At 44.9% G+C, this 19,887-nt stretch carries 19 protein-coding genes; 16 read left to right on the top strand and 3 right to left on the bottom strand.

From position 1 onward, the window contains the following. Window positions 1-49: 49 nt before the first annotated feature. From HMPREF0373_RS10935 to spoIVB, 14 genes are all read left to right on the top strand, one after another. Complete coding sequence (locus HMPREF0373_RS10935; protein ID WP_081695259.1) at window positions 50-829, top strand: pseudouridine synthase; 780 nt, start codon at window positions 50-52, stop codon at window positions 827-829. Next, on the top strand, window positions 830-2,851 hold the full coding sequence (gene ligA / locus HMPREF0373_RS10940) for an NAD-dependent DNA ligase LigA (protein WP_021739782.1): 2,022 nt from the start codon (window positions 830-832) through the stop codon (window positions 2,849-2,851). A 43-nt stretch (window positions 2,852-2,894) separates the two neighbouring features. Then, window positions 2,895-4,367, top strand: a complete 1,473-nt coding sequence (locus tag HMPREF0373_RS16100; RefSeq protein ID WP_021739783.1) for a chromate transporter — start codon at window positions 2,895-2,897, stop codon at window positions 4,365-4,367. Between the two features lie 81 nt (window positions 4,368-4,448). Next, window positions 4,449-4,832 carry an Asp23/Gls24 family envelope stress response protein gene (locus tag HMPREF0373_RS10950; protein ID WP_021739784.1) on the top strand — a complete coding sequence of 128 codons (384 nt, stop codon included), beginning with the start codon at window positions 4,449-4,451 and terminating at the stop codon, window positions 4,830-4,832. A gap of 87 nt (window positions 4,833-4,919) precedes the next feature. Beyond that, window positions 4,920-5,315 (top strand): transcription antitermination factor NusB, encoded by a 396-nt coding sequence (gene nusB, locus HMPREF0373_RS10955; protein WP_022036410.1) that lies wholly within the window; start codon window positions 4,920-4,922, stop codon window positions 5,313-5,315. Beyond that, complete coding sequence (gene xseA / locus HMPREF0373_RS10960) at window positions 5,312-6,526, top strand: exodeoxyribonuclease VII large subunit (protein ID WP_021739786.1); 1,215 nt, start codon at window positions 5,312-5,314, stop codon at window positions 6,524-6,526. Before nusB ends, xseA begins: the two co-directional genes overlap by 4 nt. Before the next feature lie 4 nt (window positions 6,527-6,530). Then, window positions 6,531-6,758: an exodeoxyribonuclease VII small subunit gene (xseB, locus tag HMPREF0373_RS10965; protein ID WP_021739787.1), complete on the top strand. Its 228-nt coding sequence runs from the start codon at window positions 6,531-6,533 to the stop codon at window positions 6,756-6,758. A gap of 13 nt (window positions 6,759-6,771) precedes the next feature. After that, window positions 6,772-7,659, top strand: a complete 888-nt coding sequence (locus tag HMPREF0373_RS10970) for a polyprenyl synthetase family protein (RefSeq protein ID WP_044964026.1) — start codon at window positions 6,772-6,774, stop codon at window positions 7,657-7,659. Between the two features lie 9 nt (window positions 7,660-7,668). Beyond that, complete coding sequence (dxs, locus tag HMPREF0373_RS10975) at window positions 7,669-9,531, top strand: 1-deoxy-D-xylulose-5-phosphate synthase (protein ID WP_021739789.1); 1,863 nt, start codon at window positions 7,669-7,671, stop codon at window positions 9,529-9,531. Between the two features lie 89 nt (window positions 9,532-9,620). Then, window positions 9,621-10,424: a TlyA family RNA methyltransferase gene (locus tag HMPREF0373_RS10980; RefSeq protein ID WP_021739790.1), complete on the top strand. Its 804-nt coding sequence runs from the start codon at window positions 9,621-9,623 to the stop codon at window positions 10,422-10,424. A gap of 1 nt (window position 10,425) precedes the next feature. After that, window positions 10,426-11,286, top strand: a complete 861-nt coding sequence (locus tag HMPREF0373_RS10985) for an NAD(+)/NADH kinase (RefSeq protein ID WP_044964072.1) — start codon at window positions 10,426-10,428, stop codon at window positions 11,284-11,286. Window positions 11,287-11,297: 11 nt separating this feature from the next. Further along, on the top strand, window positions 11,298-11,750 hold the full coding sequence (gene argR / locus HMPREF0373_RS10990; RefSeq protein WP_021739792.1) for an arginine repressor: 453 nt from the start codon (window positions 11,298-11,300) through the stop codon (window positions 11,748-11,750). A gap of 18 nt (window positions 11,751-11,768) precedes the next feature. After that, window positions 11,769-13,445, top strand: a complete 1,677-nt coding sequence (gene recN / locus HMPREF0373_RS10995; RefSeq protein WP_021739793.1) for a DNA repair protein RecN — start codon at window positions 11,769-11,771, stop codon at window positions 13,443-13,445. Between the two features lie 159 nt (window positions 13,446-13,604). Next, complete coding sequence (gene spoIVB, locus HMPREF0373_RS11000; RefSeq protein ID WP_021739795.1) at window positions 13,605-14,822, top strand: SpoIVB peptidase; 1,218 nt, start codon at window positions 13,605-13,607, stop codon at window positions 14,820-14,822. Between the two features lie 74 nt (window positions 14,823-14,896). On the opposite strand, the gene HMPREF0373_RS11005 is transcribed toward spoIVB, so the two are convergent. Further along, window positions 14,897-16,243, bottom strand: coding sequence for an MATE family efflux transporter (locus tag HMPREF0373_RS11005; protein ID WP_021739796.1), 1,347 nt, complete (start codon window positions 16,241-16,243; stop codon window positions 14,897-14,899). Window positions 16,244-16,415: 172 nt separating this feature from the next. On the opposite strand from HMPREF0373_RS11005, the gene selD reads away from it, so the two are divergent. Both selD and yedF read left to right on the top strand, forming a co-directional pair. Next, window positions 16,416-17,444 (top strand): selenide, water dikinase SelD, encoded by a 1,029-nt coding sequence (gene selD / locus HMPREF0373_RS11010; RefSeq protein ID WP_021739797.1) that lies wholly within the window; start codon window positions 16,416-16,418, stop codon window positions 17,442-17,444. A gap of 112 nt (window positions 17,445-17,556) precedes the next feature. Then, on the top strand, window positions 17,557-18,189 hold the full coding sequence (yedF, locus tag HMPREF0373_RS11015; protein ID WP_021739798.1) for a sulfurtransferase-like selenium metabolism protein YedF: 633 nt from the start codon (window positions 17,557-17,559) through the stop codon (window positions 18,187-18,189). A gap of 94 nt (window positions 18,190-18,283) precedes the next feature. Here the strand turns inward: yedF and HMPREF0373_RS11020 are convergent, their stop codons facing one another. Both HMPREF0373_RS11020 and HMPREF0373_RS11025 read right to left on the bottom strand, forming a co-directional pair. Next, a complete protein-coding gene (locus HMPREF0373_RS11020) occupies window positions 18,284-18,853 on the bottom strand; it encodes a sugar O-acetyltransferase (protein WP_044964029.1) in 570 nt (189 codons plus the stop codon). Window positions 18,854-18,936: 83 nt separating this feature from the next. Beyond that, a complete protein-coding gene (locus HMPREF0373_RS11025; RefSeq protein ID WP_021739800.1) occupies window positions 18,937-19,887 on the bottom strand; it encodes a DMT family transporter in 951 nt (316 codons plus the stop codon).

A 19,887-nucleotide genomic window follows, 5' to 3' on the forward strand; every position in this document is an offset into this window, starting at 1 on the left:
GAACCGCTTGAATACAGAATCAGTAAATCAGTGAGAAAGAGAAATGCAGATGGATATAATGAAGAGAGAACAACAGGAAGGAATCCGTATTAATAAGTATCTGAGCGAAGCCGGGATATGTTCCCGGCGCGCGGCAGATCGTGAGATTGAGAACGGAAATGTGTGGATTGATGGCCGTCAGGCCGTAAACGGAGACCGGGTGTTGCCGGGGATGAAGGTTATTTTCTGTGGGAAAGAAGTACATCCGGAGACAGAAGAAATTATGATTGCCTTTCATAAACCGGTGGGCATCGTCTGTACGGCAGAAAAACGGGAAAAACAGAATATTATTGATTTTATCAACTATCCGAAACGAATTTACCCGGTGGGGCGCCTGGATAAAGACTCCGAGGGGCTGATCCTGCTGACGAATCAGGGTGATTTGGTGAATAAAATGATGCGGGCCGGAAATTATCATGAAAAAGAATATGTAGTGACGGTGGATCAGAAGATCACACCGGAGTTTTTACGGCAGATGTCTGGTGGTCTGTATCTGGAAGAACTGGACGTACATACAAGACCATGCACAGTAACAAAAGTGAATGACCGAACCTTTCGTATTATATTGACCCAGGGGTATAACAGGCAAATTCGCAGAATGTGTGAGACCTGCGGATATCGGGTGACACGCCTGGTTCGTACCAGAGTGATGAATGTTCTGTTGGGGGATCTTGCACCGGGTACTTACCGGGAACTGACGGCAGAGGAGATGCAAAGATTAAAAAAGCTGACTGCACAGTCATATAGTGCACCGAAAGGACAGCATAAGAGAAACGGGGGTAAGAGATAGATGGAGCAGAGAATGGAAGAGGTGCAGACACAGATCGATGAACTGCGCCGGAAAATCGAATATCACAGCAACCGGTATTATAATATGGATGATCCGGAGATCACAGATTATGAATATGATATGCTGATGCAGCAACTGAAAAAAATAGAAAAGGAGCATCCGGAATTTGTGACACCGGATTCACCGACACAGAAGGTTGGTGGAACGGCAAAGAGAACCGCAGGCGTGTTGGTGCGGCATAATGTACCGATGCTGAGTCTGCAGGATGTGTTTTCCAAAGAAGAAGTCTATGCTTTTGTGGAAGAAATGCAGCAACAGCTGGAGCATCCGGAATTTGTGGTGGAATATAAGATTGACGGGCTTTCCATGGCGCTTCGCTATGAGGATGGGGCATTAAAACTGGCGGTGACCAGAGGAGACGGCATCATCCAGGGAGAAGATGTAACAGCCAATGCGAAAGTAATCCATGATGTAAAGAAAAAGATGAAAGATCCGCTGCCTTATATTGAAATTCGTGGAGAAGTCTATATGAAGAATGCGGATTTTGAAAAAGTAAACGAAACACAGGAGATGCTTGGGAAAAAGACATTTGCAAATCCGCGAAACTGTGCGGCAGGTACGCTGCGTCAGCTGGACAGCAGCATTACAAAACAGCGCAATTTGTCTATGTTTATTTTTAATGTGCAGGAAGTCCGTGGACGGGAGTTCAAAACCCATGTGGAAGGGTATGAATATCTGAAAAAGCAGGGGGTTCCGGTTATTAATGATTATCGGGTCTGTCATACTGCAGATGAGGTCTGGGATGCCATCTGCAAGATTGGTGAGAACAGAGGAAACCTGGCGTATGATATTGATGGTGCGGTCGTAAAGATCAATTCGATTGCAGACCGTGAGATTCTGGGGGCGACATCCAAAGTACCACGTTGGGCGATCGCATACAAATATCCGCCGGAGGAGAAGGAAACAAAACTTCTGGATATCGAACTTTCCGTTGGAAGAACCGGAAGAATTACACCGACAGCGATTTTTGAACCGGTGCGTCTGTGCGGGACATCTGTATCCCGTGCTACTTTGCACAACCAGGATTTTATCAATGATCTGGATATTGGAATCGGAGATACGATCGTGGTATACAAATCTGGTGAGATTATTCCGAAAATCAAGGAAGTACGCAGAGAAAAACGGCCGGAGCACTGGCAGCGTTTTCAGATACCGGATACCTGTCCGGTCTGTGGAGCGAAAACTGTCCGTGAAAAAGACACTGCTGATATCCGTTGTGTATCCCCGGATTGTCCAGCGCAGTTAGAACGGCATATCATCAACTTTGTCGGAAGAGATGCCATGGATATCAAAGGATTTGGAACGGTTTATATCGAGGAACTGGTGCGCAGAGGTTTTCTGCAGGATATCGCAGATATTTATTCATTGAAAAAACATCGTGAGGAACTGATCGAGCAGGGAATCATTGGAAAAGAAAAGAATACAGATAAATTGTTAGATGCTATTGAAAACAGCAAAAACAATGAACCGTTTCGTCTGCTTACCGGTTTTGGCATTCAAAATGTAGGAAAAGCAGCAGCAAAGTCGATCATGCGCCAATTTGGCAGTATTGAAGCATTGCAGAAAGCCGGAAAAGAAGAATTGCTTGCTGTAAATGATATCGGAGAAGTCAGTGCAGAATGTATTCTAAAATATTTTGCAAGCGAGAAAAATCAGGACATCATTGCACGGCTGCAGCAGGCAGGTGTCAATATGCATATGTCCGAGGCGGAAGAAACCGGAGATACATTAGCAGGCATGACCATTGTTGTAACCGGTACACTGCCAACGCTGGGGCGAAAAGAAGCACAGGAACTGATTGAAAAAAATGGTGGAAAGGCGGCCGGAAGCGTCTCTAAGAAAACAAGTTATGTGCTGGCAGGTGAAAATGCCGGTAGTAAACTGACAAAGGCACAGGATCTTGGTATTCCTGTACTCAGTGAAACTGAATTTTTACAGATGATTCAACCTGAAACTGCATAAAAACAAATGATGTATTAACACGGATTGAAAAGAAAGTAATCAGATGAGGAAGAAGAAACAAAACAGTGATAAAAATCTAAATATGAAAGAATTGTTGTTTACCATGTTTAAGATCGGATGCATCGGATTTGGCGGTGGAACCGCATTGGTTCCGGTGATTGAATCGGAAGTGGTGTATGAAAAGAAGCTGATCGACAAAGATGAGTATACCAAAGATGTGGTAGTGGCAAACATTACACCGGGAGCACTGCCGGTGGAAGTGGCAGCAGGTGTGGGCCGTAAGGTGTGTGGCATACCGGGAATGCTTTTGTCAGCAGTTCTGATGGGACTGCCGGGAACCTTTCTGACGGTGCTGATTCTGATGCTGATCAACAGTTCCGGTGAGCGGATATTGCAACAGATTCTGTTCGCTTCTGTAGGCGTGACTGCGTATATCATTTATATGTTGCTGATGTACGCAAAGGGAACTTTTCGGGAATGTCGGGAAAAAGGAATGGCAAAGAGCGGGACCGTCTTTATGTTCCTGGTGTTTTTGCTGACTTCAGGAAAAGATGTTTTTCAGCTGTTTGGTATCAATCGGACGCCTGTGTTTGATATAGCGACGATTGATGTGCTGTGTGCGGCGTTTTTTATCATCTTTTTTACCGGCGGCAGGTTCCGGTGGAGCAGGATTATCCTTTCAACGGTGATCACAGTGGCATATTGCCTGTGTGTGGGACAGATGCATCTGATCAGCAGTTCAAAGGTGCTGTTTGGGTTGCGCCTTACCATGATCGCGCTGTCAATTTATGGACTGTGCAACGGAATTGAAGGGAAAATTTCTTTTTCCTGGAAGGCATTGAAAAAACTGGTGCAGGAAGAGCTTGGTTGGACATTATTGCTGATGCTTTTGTCTGTACCGGCTCTGCTCTGTTTTGGTAATACACTGCGGTTTGCTGTCCGTGGCCTGATCTCAGCGGTTCTTTCTTTTGGCGGCGGCGATGCCTATTTGGCGGTAGCGAATGGGATGTTTGTGAATACCGGCATGATCAGTCATGATGAATTTTATTTTCAGATTGCTTCAGTGGCAAATGGACTGCCGGGTTCTATTTTGTGCAAGATTCTTGCTGGAGTGGGATACATACTTGGTTGTCAGGATGGCGGCGTCTGGTGCGGGATTTTTGTGGCATTGTGTGGATTCGCCTGTAGCATTGCCGCTTCCGGTGGTACATTTTCCGCCGTGGTATATATTTATGAACAGTTTGAAAATCTGCGGATTTTTCAGGTTTTGCAGACGTATATGCGTCCGATTGTAGCTGGTTTGCTTTTATCTGTCAGTACTTCCATGCTGTATCAGAATGTGAATCTTGCAGGATGGTATGGCTGGCCGAAAGCCGGAATGGCATTATTGACAATAGGTGTGATTTTATTGAATGTTTTCTGGCGCAGACGTGGCGTGGTACGTCCGTTGCAGAGTGTGCTGTTTTCCGCGGCTGCTTCTCTGGCCATGTGTAATGTGTTTGCATCAATCCCGTAAAAAATAAGTTTTCAAATGGAAAATAATTTGGTATACTAATAAATAATATCTAAAAATGAATTTTAAATAGGAGGTTTTTCCATGGCTGAAGATAGAAAAGGATTAAAAATCAAAGAAGACGGACTTGGTGAAGTGCAGATAGCAGAAGAAGTCATCACGATCATCGCAGGTCTTGCTGCCACTGAGGTAGAGGGTGTATGCTCTATGGGCGGAAATATCACAAAAGAGCTGGTAAGCCGTCTTGGAATGAAGAACCTGTCCAAAGGTGTCCGTGTGGAAGTAACAGAGGAAGGCAAGATTGAAGTATTTGTAACGATTAACATTGCTTACGGTTATGCAATTCCGGCGGTATCCGGCAACGTACAGGAAAAAGTGAAAGCAGCAATTGAGAATATGACAGGGCTTGAGGTATCCGGTGTAAATGTCAGAATCGCAGATGTTGACATGAAGAGTGCAGTCGAGTAGGGCAACCTACTCGATTTGTGAGTAAAGATTTGCCTTTTGGCAGCCGCGGGAACAGATTCCCGATGGAGATAATAGATGGAGGATAACATGAGCCGAAGAGAACAGAGAGAGCAGATTTTTAAAATTCTGTTTGGAGTAGAATTTCACAGTGCGGAGGAACTGGATGAACAGATTGCACTGTACATGGAAGAACTTGGAGAAATTCGTCAGAAAGAAGCTGACTATATTTTAAATAAGGTACACAGCATTGTGGAACATCTGGATGATCTGGATTCCAGTTTAAATGCTGCATCTAAAAATTGGAAGACAACCCGTATGGCAAAAGCAGAGCTTTCAATTCTGCGTCTGGCAGCCTACGAGATTAAATATGAAGAAGATATTCCGGTGTCTGTTTCCATTAATGAAGCAGTTGAACTGGCAAAAGCATATGGTTCTGATCAGGGACCGGCATTTGTAAACGGAATTTTATCCGGACTGGCATGAGAAGGAATGTTTATTCTGTCGGACAGGTAAATTCTTATATTCAGAACATGTTTGCACAGGATTTTATGATGGGACATATTGCAGTTCGCGGAGAAATCTCGAACTGCAAATATCACAGTTCCGGGCATATTTATTTCACCCTGAAAGATGAAACCGGTGTACTGAAAGCGGTAATGTTTCGCGGAAGTGTGGACAAAGGTCTTACTTTTCATATGGATGTGGGAGACCGTGTGGTCGTGCTGGGAGAAATCCGCATCTATGAGCGTGACGGACAGTATCAGCTGTATGCACAGCAGGTGACCCGTGATGGTGTTGGAATTCTGTATCAGAAATTTATGGAGCGGAAGAAAGAACTTGAGGAGATGGGAATGTTTGCGCAGGAGTATAAGCGTGACATTCCCCGTTATGCGTCACGAGTCGGTATTGTAACTGCTCCTACGGGAGCTGCGATCCGCGACATTCAGAATATTTCCCATCGAAGGAATCCGTATGTACAATTGTTGCTGTATCCTGCACTTGTGCAGGGTGAAGGAGCAGCCGCATCCATCGTGCAGGGTATTTATGCGATGGAACAGAAAAATGTAGATGTGATCATCGTCGGACGAGGCGGTGGATCAATGGAGGACCTGTGGGCATTTAATGAAGAAATTGTCGCACGGGCTATTTTTGAATGTTCGGTTCCGGTGATATCAGCTGTAGGACATGAAACAGATTACACAATTGCCGATTATGTGGCAGATTTACGTGCACCGACGCCTTCTGCTGCAGCGGAATTGGCGGTTTTTGATTATGAACAGGTGCGGGAACGGCTGGATATGAGTGCACAGAGAATGTTCCACCAGATGAAACAACGGATGGAATTTGCCAGAGGCAGAATCCGGGAGTATCAGCTGCAGTTAAAAGCATTGCATCCAAAAAATCAGCTATTGCAGAAGCGGCAGTATCTGACGGATCTGGAGGAAGAACTGGAACGGCAGATGCAGGAATTTTTGCAGAAAAAACGACATCAGTTGGAAATGTATGCAGCCAAGCTGGATGGATGTTCACCGCTGAAAAAGCTGCAGGGCTCGTATGCTTTTTTGAGCAGGATGGATGGAAGACCGATTCAGTCCGTGATGCAAGTGCAGGTGGATGATACGATCCAGGCACAACTGCTGGACGGAAAGATTACGGCAATAGTCTGTAGAACCGAAGAAAACGGAGTAGTGTAGAGAGATGGAAACAATGGAACCGACGGAATCAAAAGAATCATTAGAAGAACTGTTTGAACAGCTGGGGAATATTCTTGCGGACATGGAAAATCCGGAACTTTCTCTGGAGGATGCATTTATGCTGTATGAACAGGGAATGAAAAAAATACAACGTTGCAATCAGAAGCTGGATACTGTAGAAAAGAAGATGCTTCAGATTACAGAAGACGGGACAGAAGTTCCCTTTGAATAGAGAGGTGCGAATGATGGATATCAACAAAGAAATTGCAGAGCATACCACTCAGGTAGAGGCAATCATAACAAAATATCTGCCGAAAGAGAGCGGATATCAGAAAACAGTTATGGAAGCCATGAATTACAGTTTTCTGGCAGGAGGTAAGCGGCTGCGGCCAATGCTGATGCAGGAGACTTACAGGCTGTTTGGCGGAAGCTCTGATATTATTGAACCATTTATGGCTGCGATTGAGATGATCCATACGTATTCTCTGATTCACGATGATCTTCCGGCGATGGACAATGATGATTATCGTCGTGGAAGAAAAACAACCCATGTGGTTTATGGTGAAGCAATGGGAATCCTTGCAGGAGATGCACTGCTGAATTTTGCCTTTGAGACAGCGTGCAAAGGCCTGATGCAGGATGTCGGTAATCCTGCGGTGGCAAGAGCTGTTCAGATCTTGGCGCAGAAAGCCGGTATCTATGGCATGCTGGGCGGTCAGGTGGTAGATGTGGAATCGGAGGGACAACCGCTGGAGCGGGAAAAACTGGATTTTATCTACGATTTAAAAACAGGTGCACTTATAGAAGCTTCCATGCTGATCGGCGCAGTGCTGGCAGGTGCTTCTGAGAAAGAACAGCAGGTGATTTTGCAGGTGGCAAAAGATGTGGGGCTGGCCTTTCAGATTCAGGATGATATTCTGGATGTGACCAGTGACATGGAGACACTTGGAAAACCTATTGGTAGTGATGAGAAAAATCACAAAACGACTTATGTGACGATCCGTGGGCTTGCACAAGCCCAAAAGGATGTCGAAAAAATATCTGAGCGTGCATTAGAGGGAGTGGCATCGCTTTCAGAGAAAAATGTATTCCTGAATGAATTGATCAGATATTTAATTCACAGAAAAAAATAGGGGATAAAAATGGTACTGGATCGAATCAATCAGGCGAATGATATAAAATATTTAAATGAGGCACAGCTGGAGGAACTGCCGGGAGAAATCCGACAGTTCCTGATCGAACATATTTCAAAAACAGGTGGTCATCTGGCCTCCAATCTTGGTGTGGTGGAACTTACTATGGCGCTGCATCTGGTACTGAATTTTCCAGAGGATAAGCTGATCTGGGATGTAGGACATCAGTCTTATACTCATAAAATCCTGACAGGACGAAAGCGGGAATTTGAGCATTTGCGGCAGCTGGATGGCATAAGCGGTTTTCCGAAACGCTCTGAGAGTGATTGTGATGCTTTTGACACCGGACACAGTTCTACTTCTATCTCAGCAGGTCTTGGATATGCGAGAGCCAGAGATCTTCTGGGAGAGGACTATCATGTGGTATCTGTTATTGGTGATGGTGCATTGACGGGTGGACCGGCTTTTGAAGCTCTGAACAATGCGGCAGAACTTCAGACCAACATGATTATTGTGCTGAATGATAATAAAATGTCTATTTCGGAAAATGTAGGAGGATTATCTCAGCATCTGGCCTCTTTGCGAACTGCGGAAGCATACCAGGAGTTCAAGTCCGGCGTACACAATTCGTTGGAGCGTCTGCCTTACGGAGAACGTGTGGTCCGCAGAATCCGAAAGACAAAGAGCAGTTTGAAACAGCTGCTGATTCCGGGCATGATTTTTGAAAATATGGGAATCACTTATCTGGGACCGGTGGATGGACATAATCTGATGGATCTGGTACGGATTCTGCGGGAGGCAAAAAAAGTTAACGGTGCGGTGGTTGTACATGTGCAGACGGAAAAAGGCCGTGGATATCAACCTGCAGAGGAACATCCGGATCGGTTTCATGGTACAGGACCTTTTGATATTCCAAGTGGACAGCCACTGGTGAAAAAGGAAAAACCGAACTATACTGATGTGTTTTCCACGGTTATTACGAAGATTGCGGCAAAGGATGACCGGGTGGTTGCAATCACAGCAGCTATGGCGGACGGTACCGGGCTGAAGCGGTTTCGGGCGGAATATCCGGCGCGCTTTTTTGATGTGGGAATTGCAGAAGGACATGCCGTGACGTTTGCAGCCGGACTGGCAGCAGCCGGAATGCATCCGGTGTTTGCAGTGTACTCTTCTTTCCTGCAGCGCGGATTTGACCAGATTGTTCATGATATTTGTATGCAGAATCTTTCGGTGGTCTTTGCTGTTGACCGGGCAGGTCTGGTAGGCGCAGACGGCGAGACGCATCAGGGTGTGTTTGACCTGTCGTATCTTGGGATGATTCCGAACATGATGGTGCTGGCGCCAAAGAATAAATGGGAATTGGCAGACATGCTGCGGTTTGCATTCCGACAGGAAGGACCGGTTGCGCTGCGTTATCCCCGTGGAACAGCATACGATGGTCTGAAAGAACACCGTGCTCCGATTGTTTACGGACAGAGTGAATGGATCTTCGAAGAACGGCAGATTGCCATCTTTGCGGTGGGAAATATGATGGAAGAAGCGTTGAAAGTACATGAACTTCTGCATGAACGGGGATATGACTGTTCTTTGATCAATGCACGTTTTGTAAAACCGCTGGATTACGATGCTTTGCGCAAAGCAGCCAGCGGACATCTGCTCGTAGTGACCATGGAAGAAAATATCCTGCGGGGCGGTTTCGGCTATGCTGCGGCAGCATTTTTAAGTGAAGTGGATGAAACTGTGAAAGTGTTGCATTTTGGTATTGATGATCAGTTTGTGCAGCATGGGACTGTATCACAGCTGCATGTACGGATTGGCCTGGACGCTGCAAGTATGACAGATAAGATTATTGAAACTTATCAGAAGCTTTAGAATAAAAGGCAAAAAGAATGAAAGAATCATAGAAAGCTGAAACGGGAAAGGAAACTTTCCTGTGAAAAAGAAGGAAATAGATAACAGATATGAAAGAAAGACTGGATATATTACTTGTAAAACGAAATCTTGCACCTTCCAGAGAAAAAGCGAAAGCCATGATCATGGAGGGAAATGTGTTTGTAAACAATCAGCGGGAGGACAAAGCGGGTTCCTCTTTTGATGAGAATGTACCGATTGAGATTCATGGCACTACTTTGAAATATGTCAGCCGTGGTGGTTTGAAACTTGAGAAAGCAATGAATGAGTTTGACCTGAATCTGGACGGTGATATCTGCATGGATATAGGGGCATCTACCGGTGGTTTTACGGACTGTATGCTGCAAAACGGTGCTTCCAAAGTATACTCTGTGGATGTCGGATATGGTCAGTTTGCATGGAAACTGCGTCAGGATCCAAGAGTTGTATGTATGGAAAAGACGAATATCCGTTATGTGACGCCGGAGGATATTGATGATGCACTGGATTTTGCTTCTGTGGATGTATCTTTTATCTCACTGACCAAAATCTTGGAACCGGCACGCAATCTGCTGAAGGATGGCGGACAGATGGTCTGCCTGATCAAGCCACAGTTTGAAGCAGGGCGCGAAAAGGTAGGAAAAAAAGGTGTTGTGCGTGACAAAGCGGTACATCTGGAAGTCGTGGAACGCATTGTTACATTTGCTCTGGAGCATGGATTTTCTGTACATCATCTGTCTTATTCCCCAATCAAGGGACCGGAGGGAAATATTGAATATCTGGTGCACATTGAAAAGAAGGAAACAGCGGTAAAGGAGGAAGGCGTAGATCCGGTAGCAGTAGTGGAAGCTGCTCATGCAGAGCTTGATAAGTAATATGAAGAAGTTTTTTATTATTACCAATGAACATAAGGATATGAATCTGGCAATGACTAATGCCATTTCGGATTACATTATTGCAAAAGGCGGTACATGCATGCATTATGTCAGCACGAAATCCGGCTGGAGGGAGCGTAATCTGCGGCGTTTTCAGCCATCGGATATCGATGCGGAGTGCATCATTGTGCTTGGAGGTGACGGTACACTGGTACGAGCCGCCAGAGATATGGCAAGTATTGGAATCCCACTGATCGGTGTCAATCTGGGAACACTGGGGTATCTGTGTGAACTGGAACGCAGTACGGTATACGATGCCATTGACCGTTTATTTGAAGATCGTTACGAGCTGGAGACGCGGATGCTGATCAAGGGGAGCAGCCAGAAGGATGGTTCCGGAAAAGCAACATTTGCATTGAATGATATTGTTATCCATAGAACCGGTCTGCCGCAGATTGTTAATCTGATCGTATCTGTGAATGGTGAATATCTGGCCAATTACAGTGCAGATGGTATCATCATTTCCACCCCGACGGGTTCTACCGGATACAGTATGTCTGCGGGAGGTCCGATCGTAGATCCAAAAGCGGATCTGATGTTGATCACACCGATCAATCCACACAGTGCACTGGCGAAGAGCATTGTGGTTGGTTCGGATGCTGTGATTGATGTCACTTTGGCTAAACGTCGGCAGGAAGAAGATGAGGAAGCCGAGGTAAGCTTTGACGGAGATCGTTTCGTGCATATGAAAGTGGGAGACAATATTCGAATTCAGAAAGCGGATGCACATGCAAAAATTTTGAAGTTAAATCAGTTGAGCTTTTTACAGATTCTGCGGAAAAAAATGCAGGAATTTCATTAGGAGGTGCCTAGTTGAAAGCAAAAAGGCATGCGAAGATTCTGGAGATCATTCGCAAATATGATGTAGATACACAGGAGGAGTTGTGTGTACGGCTTAATGAAGCCGGTTATAAAGTAACACAGGCAACCGTATCCCGTGATATCAGGGAGTTAAAATTAACAAAAGTCGCCATCAAAGGTGGAAAACAGAAATACACATCGCTGTATGATGCAGGTACAGATTTGGAGGAGAAATACAGCCGTGTGTTCAAGGATGGGGTGATTTCCCTGGATATGGCGCAGAATATTCTCGTGATAAAGACCGTATCGGGAATGGCCATGGCAGTTGCAGTTGCACTGGATGCCATGGACTGCAATGAAATTGTAGGAAGCATCGCCGGTGACGACACGATCATGTGTGCGGTGCGGACTGTAGAAGATACTGCGGCGCTGATGCAGCGACTGCGGGCATTGCAGAGAGAGTAGAAGGAGTAAATAAAACGAATGTTATTAAATCTGCATGTTAAAAATCTGGCATTGATTGAGGAATCCGAAGTAACCTTCGGTTCAGGTCTGAATATTCTATCCGGTGAAACCGGAGCCGGTAAATCTATAATCATCGGTTCTGTTAATCTTGCGTTGGGCGGAAAAGTATCTCGTTCCATGCTGCGGGAGAATGCAGAATTTGCTCTGGTGGAATTAATCTTCTCCATTGAAAACGAAGCACAGGCAGAGGTACTGCGAGCATTGGATATTTTCCCGGAAAACGGGGAGATTATTATGAGCAGAAAGATTTATGCCAGTGGAAGAAGTGTCAGCCGGATCAATTCTGAGACAGTTTCTGCATCCGTGATGCGTAAAGTGGCTTCTTTGCTGATCGATATTCATGGCCAGCATGAACATGAATCCCTGCTGGCCAAGCGGAATCATATGAAATATCTGGATGATTTTGCAAAACGTGTGCTGGCAGAACGGAAGAAATTACTGGCGGAAGTCTATGATGAGTATACTGCCTGCAGAAAGAAACTGGAGGAAGCTTCACTGGATGCCAAACAGCAGGCAAGAGAACTTTCTTTTTTACAGTATGAAATTGATGAAATTGATCAGGCAGATCTGAAACCGGGAGAGGATGAAGTTCTGGAAGCAGACTTCAAAAAGATGTCTCATGGTCGAAAAATCACGGAAGCCATTGCGGAGTGTCAGGAATTGTGTTCCGAAGGAAATGAAAATGCGGCAGATTTGATCGGCAGATCCGTGCGGGCTTTGCATATGGTGGCACAGTTTGACGCATCTATGGAGGCATTATCCGGTCAGTTGGAAGAAGTGGAAAATCTCTTCAGCGATTTTAACAGAGAACTGTCTGGTTATGCATCGGAACTGAACTTTTCAGAAGAAGCGTTTCAGCAGATTGAGGATCGACTCAATCAGATCAATCATCTGAAGGCAAAATATGGCAAAACGATTGAACGGATTCTGGAAGCACGGCAGGAAAAGGAAGAAAAACTGGATCAGCTGCAGCATTATGAAGAATATCGTCAGCAACTACAGGAAAATCTAAGCCAGGCAGAAGCAAAGCTGAATCAGCTGTGTCAGGAAGTGACAGAGATTCGCAAGAGTTACGCGAAAGACTTAACAGTACAGACAACAGCGGCATTACAGGATTTAAATTTCATGGATGTCCGGTTTGAGATGGAATTTTCAAGACTGGATCATTTTACTGCCAATGGATGGGATGAAACACGATTTATGATTTCCACGAATCCAGGCGAACCGCTCAAACCGTTGGATGCAGTAGCTTCCGGCGGTGAGTTGTCCCGCATTATGCTGGCTCTGAAGACGGTTCTGGCAGAACATGATGAAATCGAGACATTGATTTTTGATGAGATTGACAGCGGAATCAGCGGAAGAACAGCACAGATGGTGGCGGAGAAGATTAAGATGACCGGTAAAAACCATCAGATTATCTGTATCACTCATCTGCCACAGATCGCAGCAATGGCAGATCATCATTTTTTAATTGAAAAAACTTCCAGTGCGGACAGTACAATCTCCAATATCAGGCCGTTAGAGAGAGAAGAAAGTATCCAGGAACTTGCCAGGATGCTTGGTGGTGTCAAGATTACAGATACTGTGCTACAAAATGCAAAAGAAATGAAAGAAATGGCAGATGCGGTAAGATAATCCCTGTGTGAAATGGCGGAATATCCATATAATAAAAACAGAAGAAAGAACACTGAATATGACAGATCATGAACAGATAGAAGAAAGATACCTGGTAAAAAAGGTATCTTTTTTATTTGATCGAAAATTTTCTATTTTACGAAAGAAGGGTGTGAAAAAATGATTTTTTTGAGCACTTATCGAAATAAAAGAAGATGGATTGCTGCGGCAGGCATGACCATCTGGCTCATGTCTGCTTATGTGTGGATGTTGGATGAAATCCCAGGAACTGTCTGTGTTTCTGATGGTCAGCCGCTAAATATTACGGAAGGTCTGCCAGTGACCAGTCAGATTCGCAGCACGGACGGAATTGCTGTTTCTGCCGGGATGATGACTGGCGGCAGGTATGAGGTCGAATGCAAGTTGTTTGGTCTGATTCCGGTAAAAGAAGTGACAGTTCATATTGTAGAGGAAACTGAAGTAATACCATGTGGAATCCCTTTTGGTATTTATATTGAAATGGAAGGTATCCTTGTGGTGGAACTATGTGATCTGGAGCAAAATGGCATATCCGTGGAAAGTCCGGCCGAACACATTTTGAAACCCGGGGATTACATCACAGCAGTGAATGGAGCGCAAGTAACAGCCAAAGAAGATTTACAGCGGGCAGTAGCAGAAAGTGGAGGCAGTGTGCTGCAGTTGACAGTGGTGCGTGGTGGAGAAGCCTTTCAATGTAGTGTGACACCGATTTGCACAGATAGCAAAATCTTTCAAATTGGTGTCTGGGTAAGGGATGATCTGGCCGGAATAGGGACTCTGACTTATATTGACGGGGAAGGAACATTCGGTGCATTGGGACATGGAATCACAGATACGGATGTAGAACATCTGATCAGCGTGCTGGATGGCACTGTATATCAGGCAAAGATCCTTAGTGTCATTCGGGGAGAACAGGGAAAACCCGGAGAGTTGGTGGGACAGATTCATTATAATCAGGCAAATCGTCTTGGACAGATTACGAAAAACACAAAAAATGGTATTTTTGGTCAGATTGAAAATCTGCCGGATTCTCTGGCAGATGCCACTTCGATGGAGATTGGTTTCAAGCAGGAGATTGAGAACGGACCGGCACAGATTCTGGCTACGATTGATGATCAGCCGGAGTTATTTGATATCGAGATCATGGATGTGGATCTGAATCCCAGAGAGTCAAATAAGGGCATTCGTTTTCAAGTGACAGATGCGAATCTGATTCGGAAAACCGGTGGGATTATCCAGGGGCTGAGCGGAGCTCCGATTCTGCAAAATGGAAAAGTCATTGGAGCGGTAACCCATGTTTTGGTAAATGATCCCTGCAAAGGATACGGAATTTTTATTGAAACTATGATAGAACAATGAGATGGACATTAGGAAATTCAAGAATGCCATTGGCATTCTTGAATTATATGGGAGTGGATGCGGGATGATATTATTTAAGCAGGATGAGATTGTTCGATTTTTCGCATAACATAGAGGTAGGAAATACCGGTAAATACAGCAGCTGCAATCCAGGCTGCCGGATCGCCAAAGCAAGCCAGACGGAAATTCAGGATTTTCATGGCAAAGATGGAAACGACCAGTCTTGCAAGAAGCTCCGCTACGCCGCCCATCATCGGAAGAAAGCCGTAACCGCATCCCTGCATAGTGTTTCGGAAAATGAAAATCGTGCTCAGCGGGATGAAGAACATGGAGCACATGTATGCATAAGTCTGTGCCCAGGGGAGCATGGCTGACATATCTACATCTCCGGAGAAAAACAGGTGCAATGCCGGTTTTAACAGAGAACACATCAGTGCGGTCACCACAAGAGCATAGACCAGTGCGATGCCAAGTGCTGTTTTTACACCTGCTTTGATCCTTTTGATATCACCGGAACCGAAATTTTGTCCGCTGTATGTTGCCATAGTCTGTCCCATAGCGATCATACCTTGCATAAGAAGACTCTGTAGTTTTCCGGTAGCAGTAAATGCAGCCACTGCCGTAGAACCGAACAGATTGATGGCAGACTGCATAATCATAGTACCGGAAGAGGTGATTGCAAACTGTAATGCCATGGGAATACCGGCTGCCAACTGATTTTTCGTATCTGTGCGTGAGATTTTCCAGTCACTTCTGTATGGCTTCAGCTCCGGAATCTTACACCAGATATAAATGGCACATAAAACAGCGGAAATGGCCTGAGCCAGATTGGTAGCCCAAGCGGCACCTGCCACACCCATGTGCAGCTGAATGATAAAAAACAGATCCAGAAGCACATTCAGGCAGGCGGAAAAGACAAGGAAAAACAAAGGAACTTTACTATTTCCAACTGCCCGTAGAAAGGCTGACAACAGGTTGTAAAAAATGTTAGCAACAATTCCTGCGGTAATGATCATTATGTAGCTATAAGCGTCGGCAAAAATATTATCCGGTGTGTTCATGATCGTTAGGAGCGGTTTCATCAGAAACAAACAGGAACATGTCAGGAATAGCGTAAACAAAACAGACAGCAGGGTACCGTTAGCAACTGCCTGTTTCACGCCATCTGCATCGTGGGCACCATATCGCTGAGAAATCAGAATGGCAAATCCGGCAGTAATACCCTGGGAAAAACCGGTGAGTAAAAACATGATTGTTCCGGTGGAACCGACTGCTGCCAGAGCGTCTGCCCCCACATAACGTCCGACAATGATGGTGTCCACCATATTATATAACTGCTGAAATATATTTCCGATGATAAGCGGAAGTGTAAATTGAAGGATGACCGGAAGCGGTCGCCCTTTTGTCATGTCCAATTGCATATGTTTTCTCCTTAAAAAATGATTGATTTGAAAAGTTCAAACACTATTGTATCGCATTTATTATTTTTTTCAATAGAGAAAATACTTTCATAGGAAAAATCTTTTTCTCAAACTGAGTGATATTTGCTATAATGATATATAACAATGAAAAAAAGATGTGAGGGACGGAAGAATGGGAGAAAAAATTACATTTTGCAAAGGCGGTGGATGTACAGCAAAGCTAGGTGCCGGCATTTTAAGTCGTGTGTTGGAACGTCTGCCGAAAGGAAAACAGGATCCCAACCTGCTGATCGGTTATGACAGCAAGGATGACGCAGCAGTGTATCAGGTCAGTGATGATATTGCTATCGTACAGACATTGGATTTTTTTCCACCGATGGTGGAGGATCCATATACATTTGGTAAAATTGCGGCAACCAATGCCCTGAGTGATATCTATGCCATGGGTGGTGAAGTAAAGACAGCCTTGAATATTGTCTGCTTTCCGGAACAGATGGATTTGAATATTCTGGGTGAAATCATGCGCGGCGGATCTGAGAAAGTAATTGAGGCAGGAGGCACATTGGCCGGCGGTCACTCTATTAATGATACGGATGTCAAATATGGACTGTCTGTAACCGGTGTAGTGCATCCAAAAAAAATCTATCCGAATAATGGTGGCAGACCAGGGGACAAGCTGATCCTGACCAAAAAACTCGGCGTAGGAATTATATGTATGGCAAACCGTGTGCAGGAAGCTTCGGAGGAGGCAATGCGGGAGGCAATCGCATCTATGACTACCTTAAATAAATATGCGGCAGAAATCTGCAGGAAGTATGAGATACATGCATGTACAGATGTGACGGGATTTAGTTTCCTTGGACATTTGCATGAGATGATGGATGGTACATTAAGCTGCAGAATCGATGGCTCTTCGGTACCGGTGTTCCCGGAGGCACTGGAGGCTGCGGATGAGTTTCTGTTGACAGCAGCCGGACAGAGAAATCGGAATCATGTACAGGATTTTGTGAAGTTTGTGAATGTGCCGTTTGCCATGGAAGAGGTGCTTTATGATCCACAGACTTCCGGTGGACTCCTGGTTGCGGTAAGTGCCGGACATGCGAAGGCATTGTTGCAGGAATTATGTGATGCTGGACTTCCTGCGGCTATTGTCGGGGAAGTAACAGAAAAAGAAACTGCAGAGATTACCGTTGAGATGTAAGAGTTATTGCCTGGGTATAGACTTGCAGAGATGCACAGAAGAATATGTCATGCATTGCATGACATCCAAATCAATATAAAAAAGAAATGTTTTTATACAGGAGGGAAACAGAATGATCAAAGTAGATGCAATGGGCGATACCTGCCCAATTCCGGTTGTAAAAACCAAAAATGCGATCAAAGAGTTAAAGGGTAGCGGTGAGGTACAGACATTGGTTGATAATGAAATTGCTGTGCAGAACCTGACGAAAATGGCAAATCAGAAAGGTTATGGTGTGAAATCTCAGAAACTGGGAGAAGGAAAATATGAAGTCACTATGACTATTTCCGATGGAAATGCTGACGCTATTACCACAACAGGAGATTCCGCAGAAGAAGAGCAGATCGTATGTTATCCGGATGCAAGAAAGAAAAATACGGTTGTAGTATTGGCTTCTGCTACGATGGGAGCCGGGGATGAAGAACTGGGAGAAATACTGATGAAAGGATTTATCTATGCCCTGAGCCAGCAGGAAGAATTACCGGCTACGATTCTCCTGTATAATGGAGGTGCAAAAATTTCCTGCGAAGAATCTCCGTCTCTGGAAGATCTGCGTTCCCTGGAAGCGCAGGGAGTAGAAATTCTGACGTGTGGAACATGCCTGAATCATTATGGGTTGACAGATAAACTGAAAGTAGGAGACGTGACAAATATGTATGTCATTGCAGAAAAAATGACACAAGCAGATTTGATTGTGAAGCCTTGATATGAAAAGAACAAATGAAAAAGAACTCCAACACCGACACGGAAAATTTCCCTACCGTCTTATGTTGGAGTTCTTTTTTTATTTGTTCTATTTTTTATGTCGTATAGCGGATGATTCTGGCGGGATTACCGACGACTACGGCGTTATCCGGAATGTCTTTTGTTACGACGGAACCTGTACCGACTACGACGTTATTTCCGATGTTCACACCCGGAAGGACGATGCAGTTACCGCCGAACCAGACATTGTCACCGATGGTGATGGGCTGGCCGCTTACATAATTTGCTATCCTGGTTTTGGAATCCATTGGATGACTGACGGTGTAGAGACAGGTCTGTGGTCCCATCAGACAGTTATCACCGATGGTGATCGGTGCTGCATCCAGCATGACACACTGGAAATTGGCGAAGAAATTTTTGCCGACATGGATATGAAAACCATAATCGCAGTGAAATGGTGGTTTGATAAAAATATCATCGTCGCAGTCGCCGAATAATTCTTTTAAAAGCGAGAGACGAAGCTGATCTTCATCTTCGGTAGTTGCATTAAATCGGTCGGCAAGTCTGCGGGCGTGCTTTTTTAGTTCGCCGATTTTTGCGTCACTGTTCCAGAACATTTCACCGGCTTCCATTTTTTCAAATTCAGTACGGGTATCTTTTTCCATAGAATCATGTCTCCTTAATGATATACTCCCAGTTCCTTTTAGCATAAAGGACCTGGGAGTATTATTAGTACAAAATTGTAAAATTATTGTGTAGAAGTTTTCCGGCGGAAAGCTTCCAATGGTATTTGTGCGAGGATAACTGCTGCAAAGATTAAGGCACAACCGAACAACTCCCGTCCATTCATGCGCTCATGCAGAATGATCCAGCCTCCCAGCACGGAAAATACAGATTCCAGGCTCATCAGCAGAGATGCAATTGTCGGATTGATACCTTTTTGACCCACTACCTGAAGTGTATAGCCTGCACCGGAGGAAAGAATTCCGGCATAGAGCAGGGAAATCAGGGCAGCAGGTGCACCAAAGGCGGCAAGTGTGGATGGAATATTGGCAAATGAGTGCTGCATATCAATGAAGAATGCAGGAATCAGAGAGACAATACCTGCTACCAGAAACTGGACACAGGAAAGCTTGATGCCATCCACAAGTGGGGAAAAATGATCCACACACAAGATATGAAAGGAAAATCCAAGGGCACACAGCAGGAGAAGCAGATCCGGCAACTGCAGAGAGAAAGAGCCTTTCATACAAAGCAGATAAAGACCGATCAGTGCCAGCCCAATGCCAATCCAAATGTTCCATCCGCATTTTTTTCCCAAAAACAGACCAATGATTGGTACAATTAAAATGTAACAGGTAGTTAAAAATCCTGCTTTTCCAGCAGTTGCTCCGTAAAAGAGCGCCAGCTGCTGCAGGGTACTTGCAAATCCGAGAACAATACCGCAGGCGATGCCGCCGGTGATCAAAGCTTTTCTGCTCTTAGGAGATGGCGCTTTGTGGTCTGGATTCTTTTTGCTCATAATCAGAAGTACCGGACATAAGACAGCGGCACCCAGTAAAAAACGGATGCCGTTAAATGTATATGGTCCGAATTTGCCGCCTTCGCTCTGTGCGACAAATGCAATTCCCCAGATAAAAGCCGCCAGAACAAGCAAAAATGAGTTGCGTCTTTGCAATGCTTTTTCTTTCATATTCAT

Origin of the sequence: Eubacterium ramulus ATCC 29099, assembly GCF_000469345.1 — a bacterium.
Lineage (GTDB): Bacteria > Bacillota > Clostridia > Lachnospirales > Lachnospiraceae > Eubacterium_I > Eubacterium_I ramulus.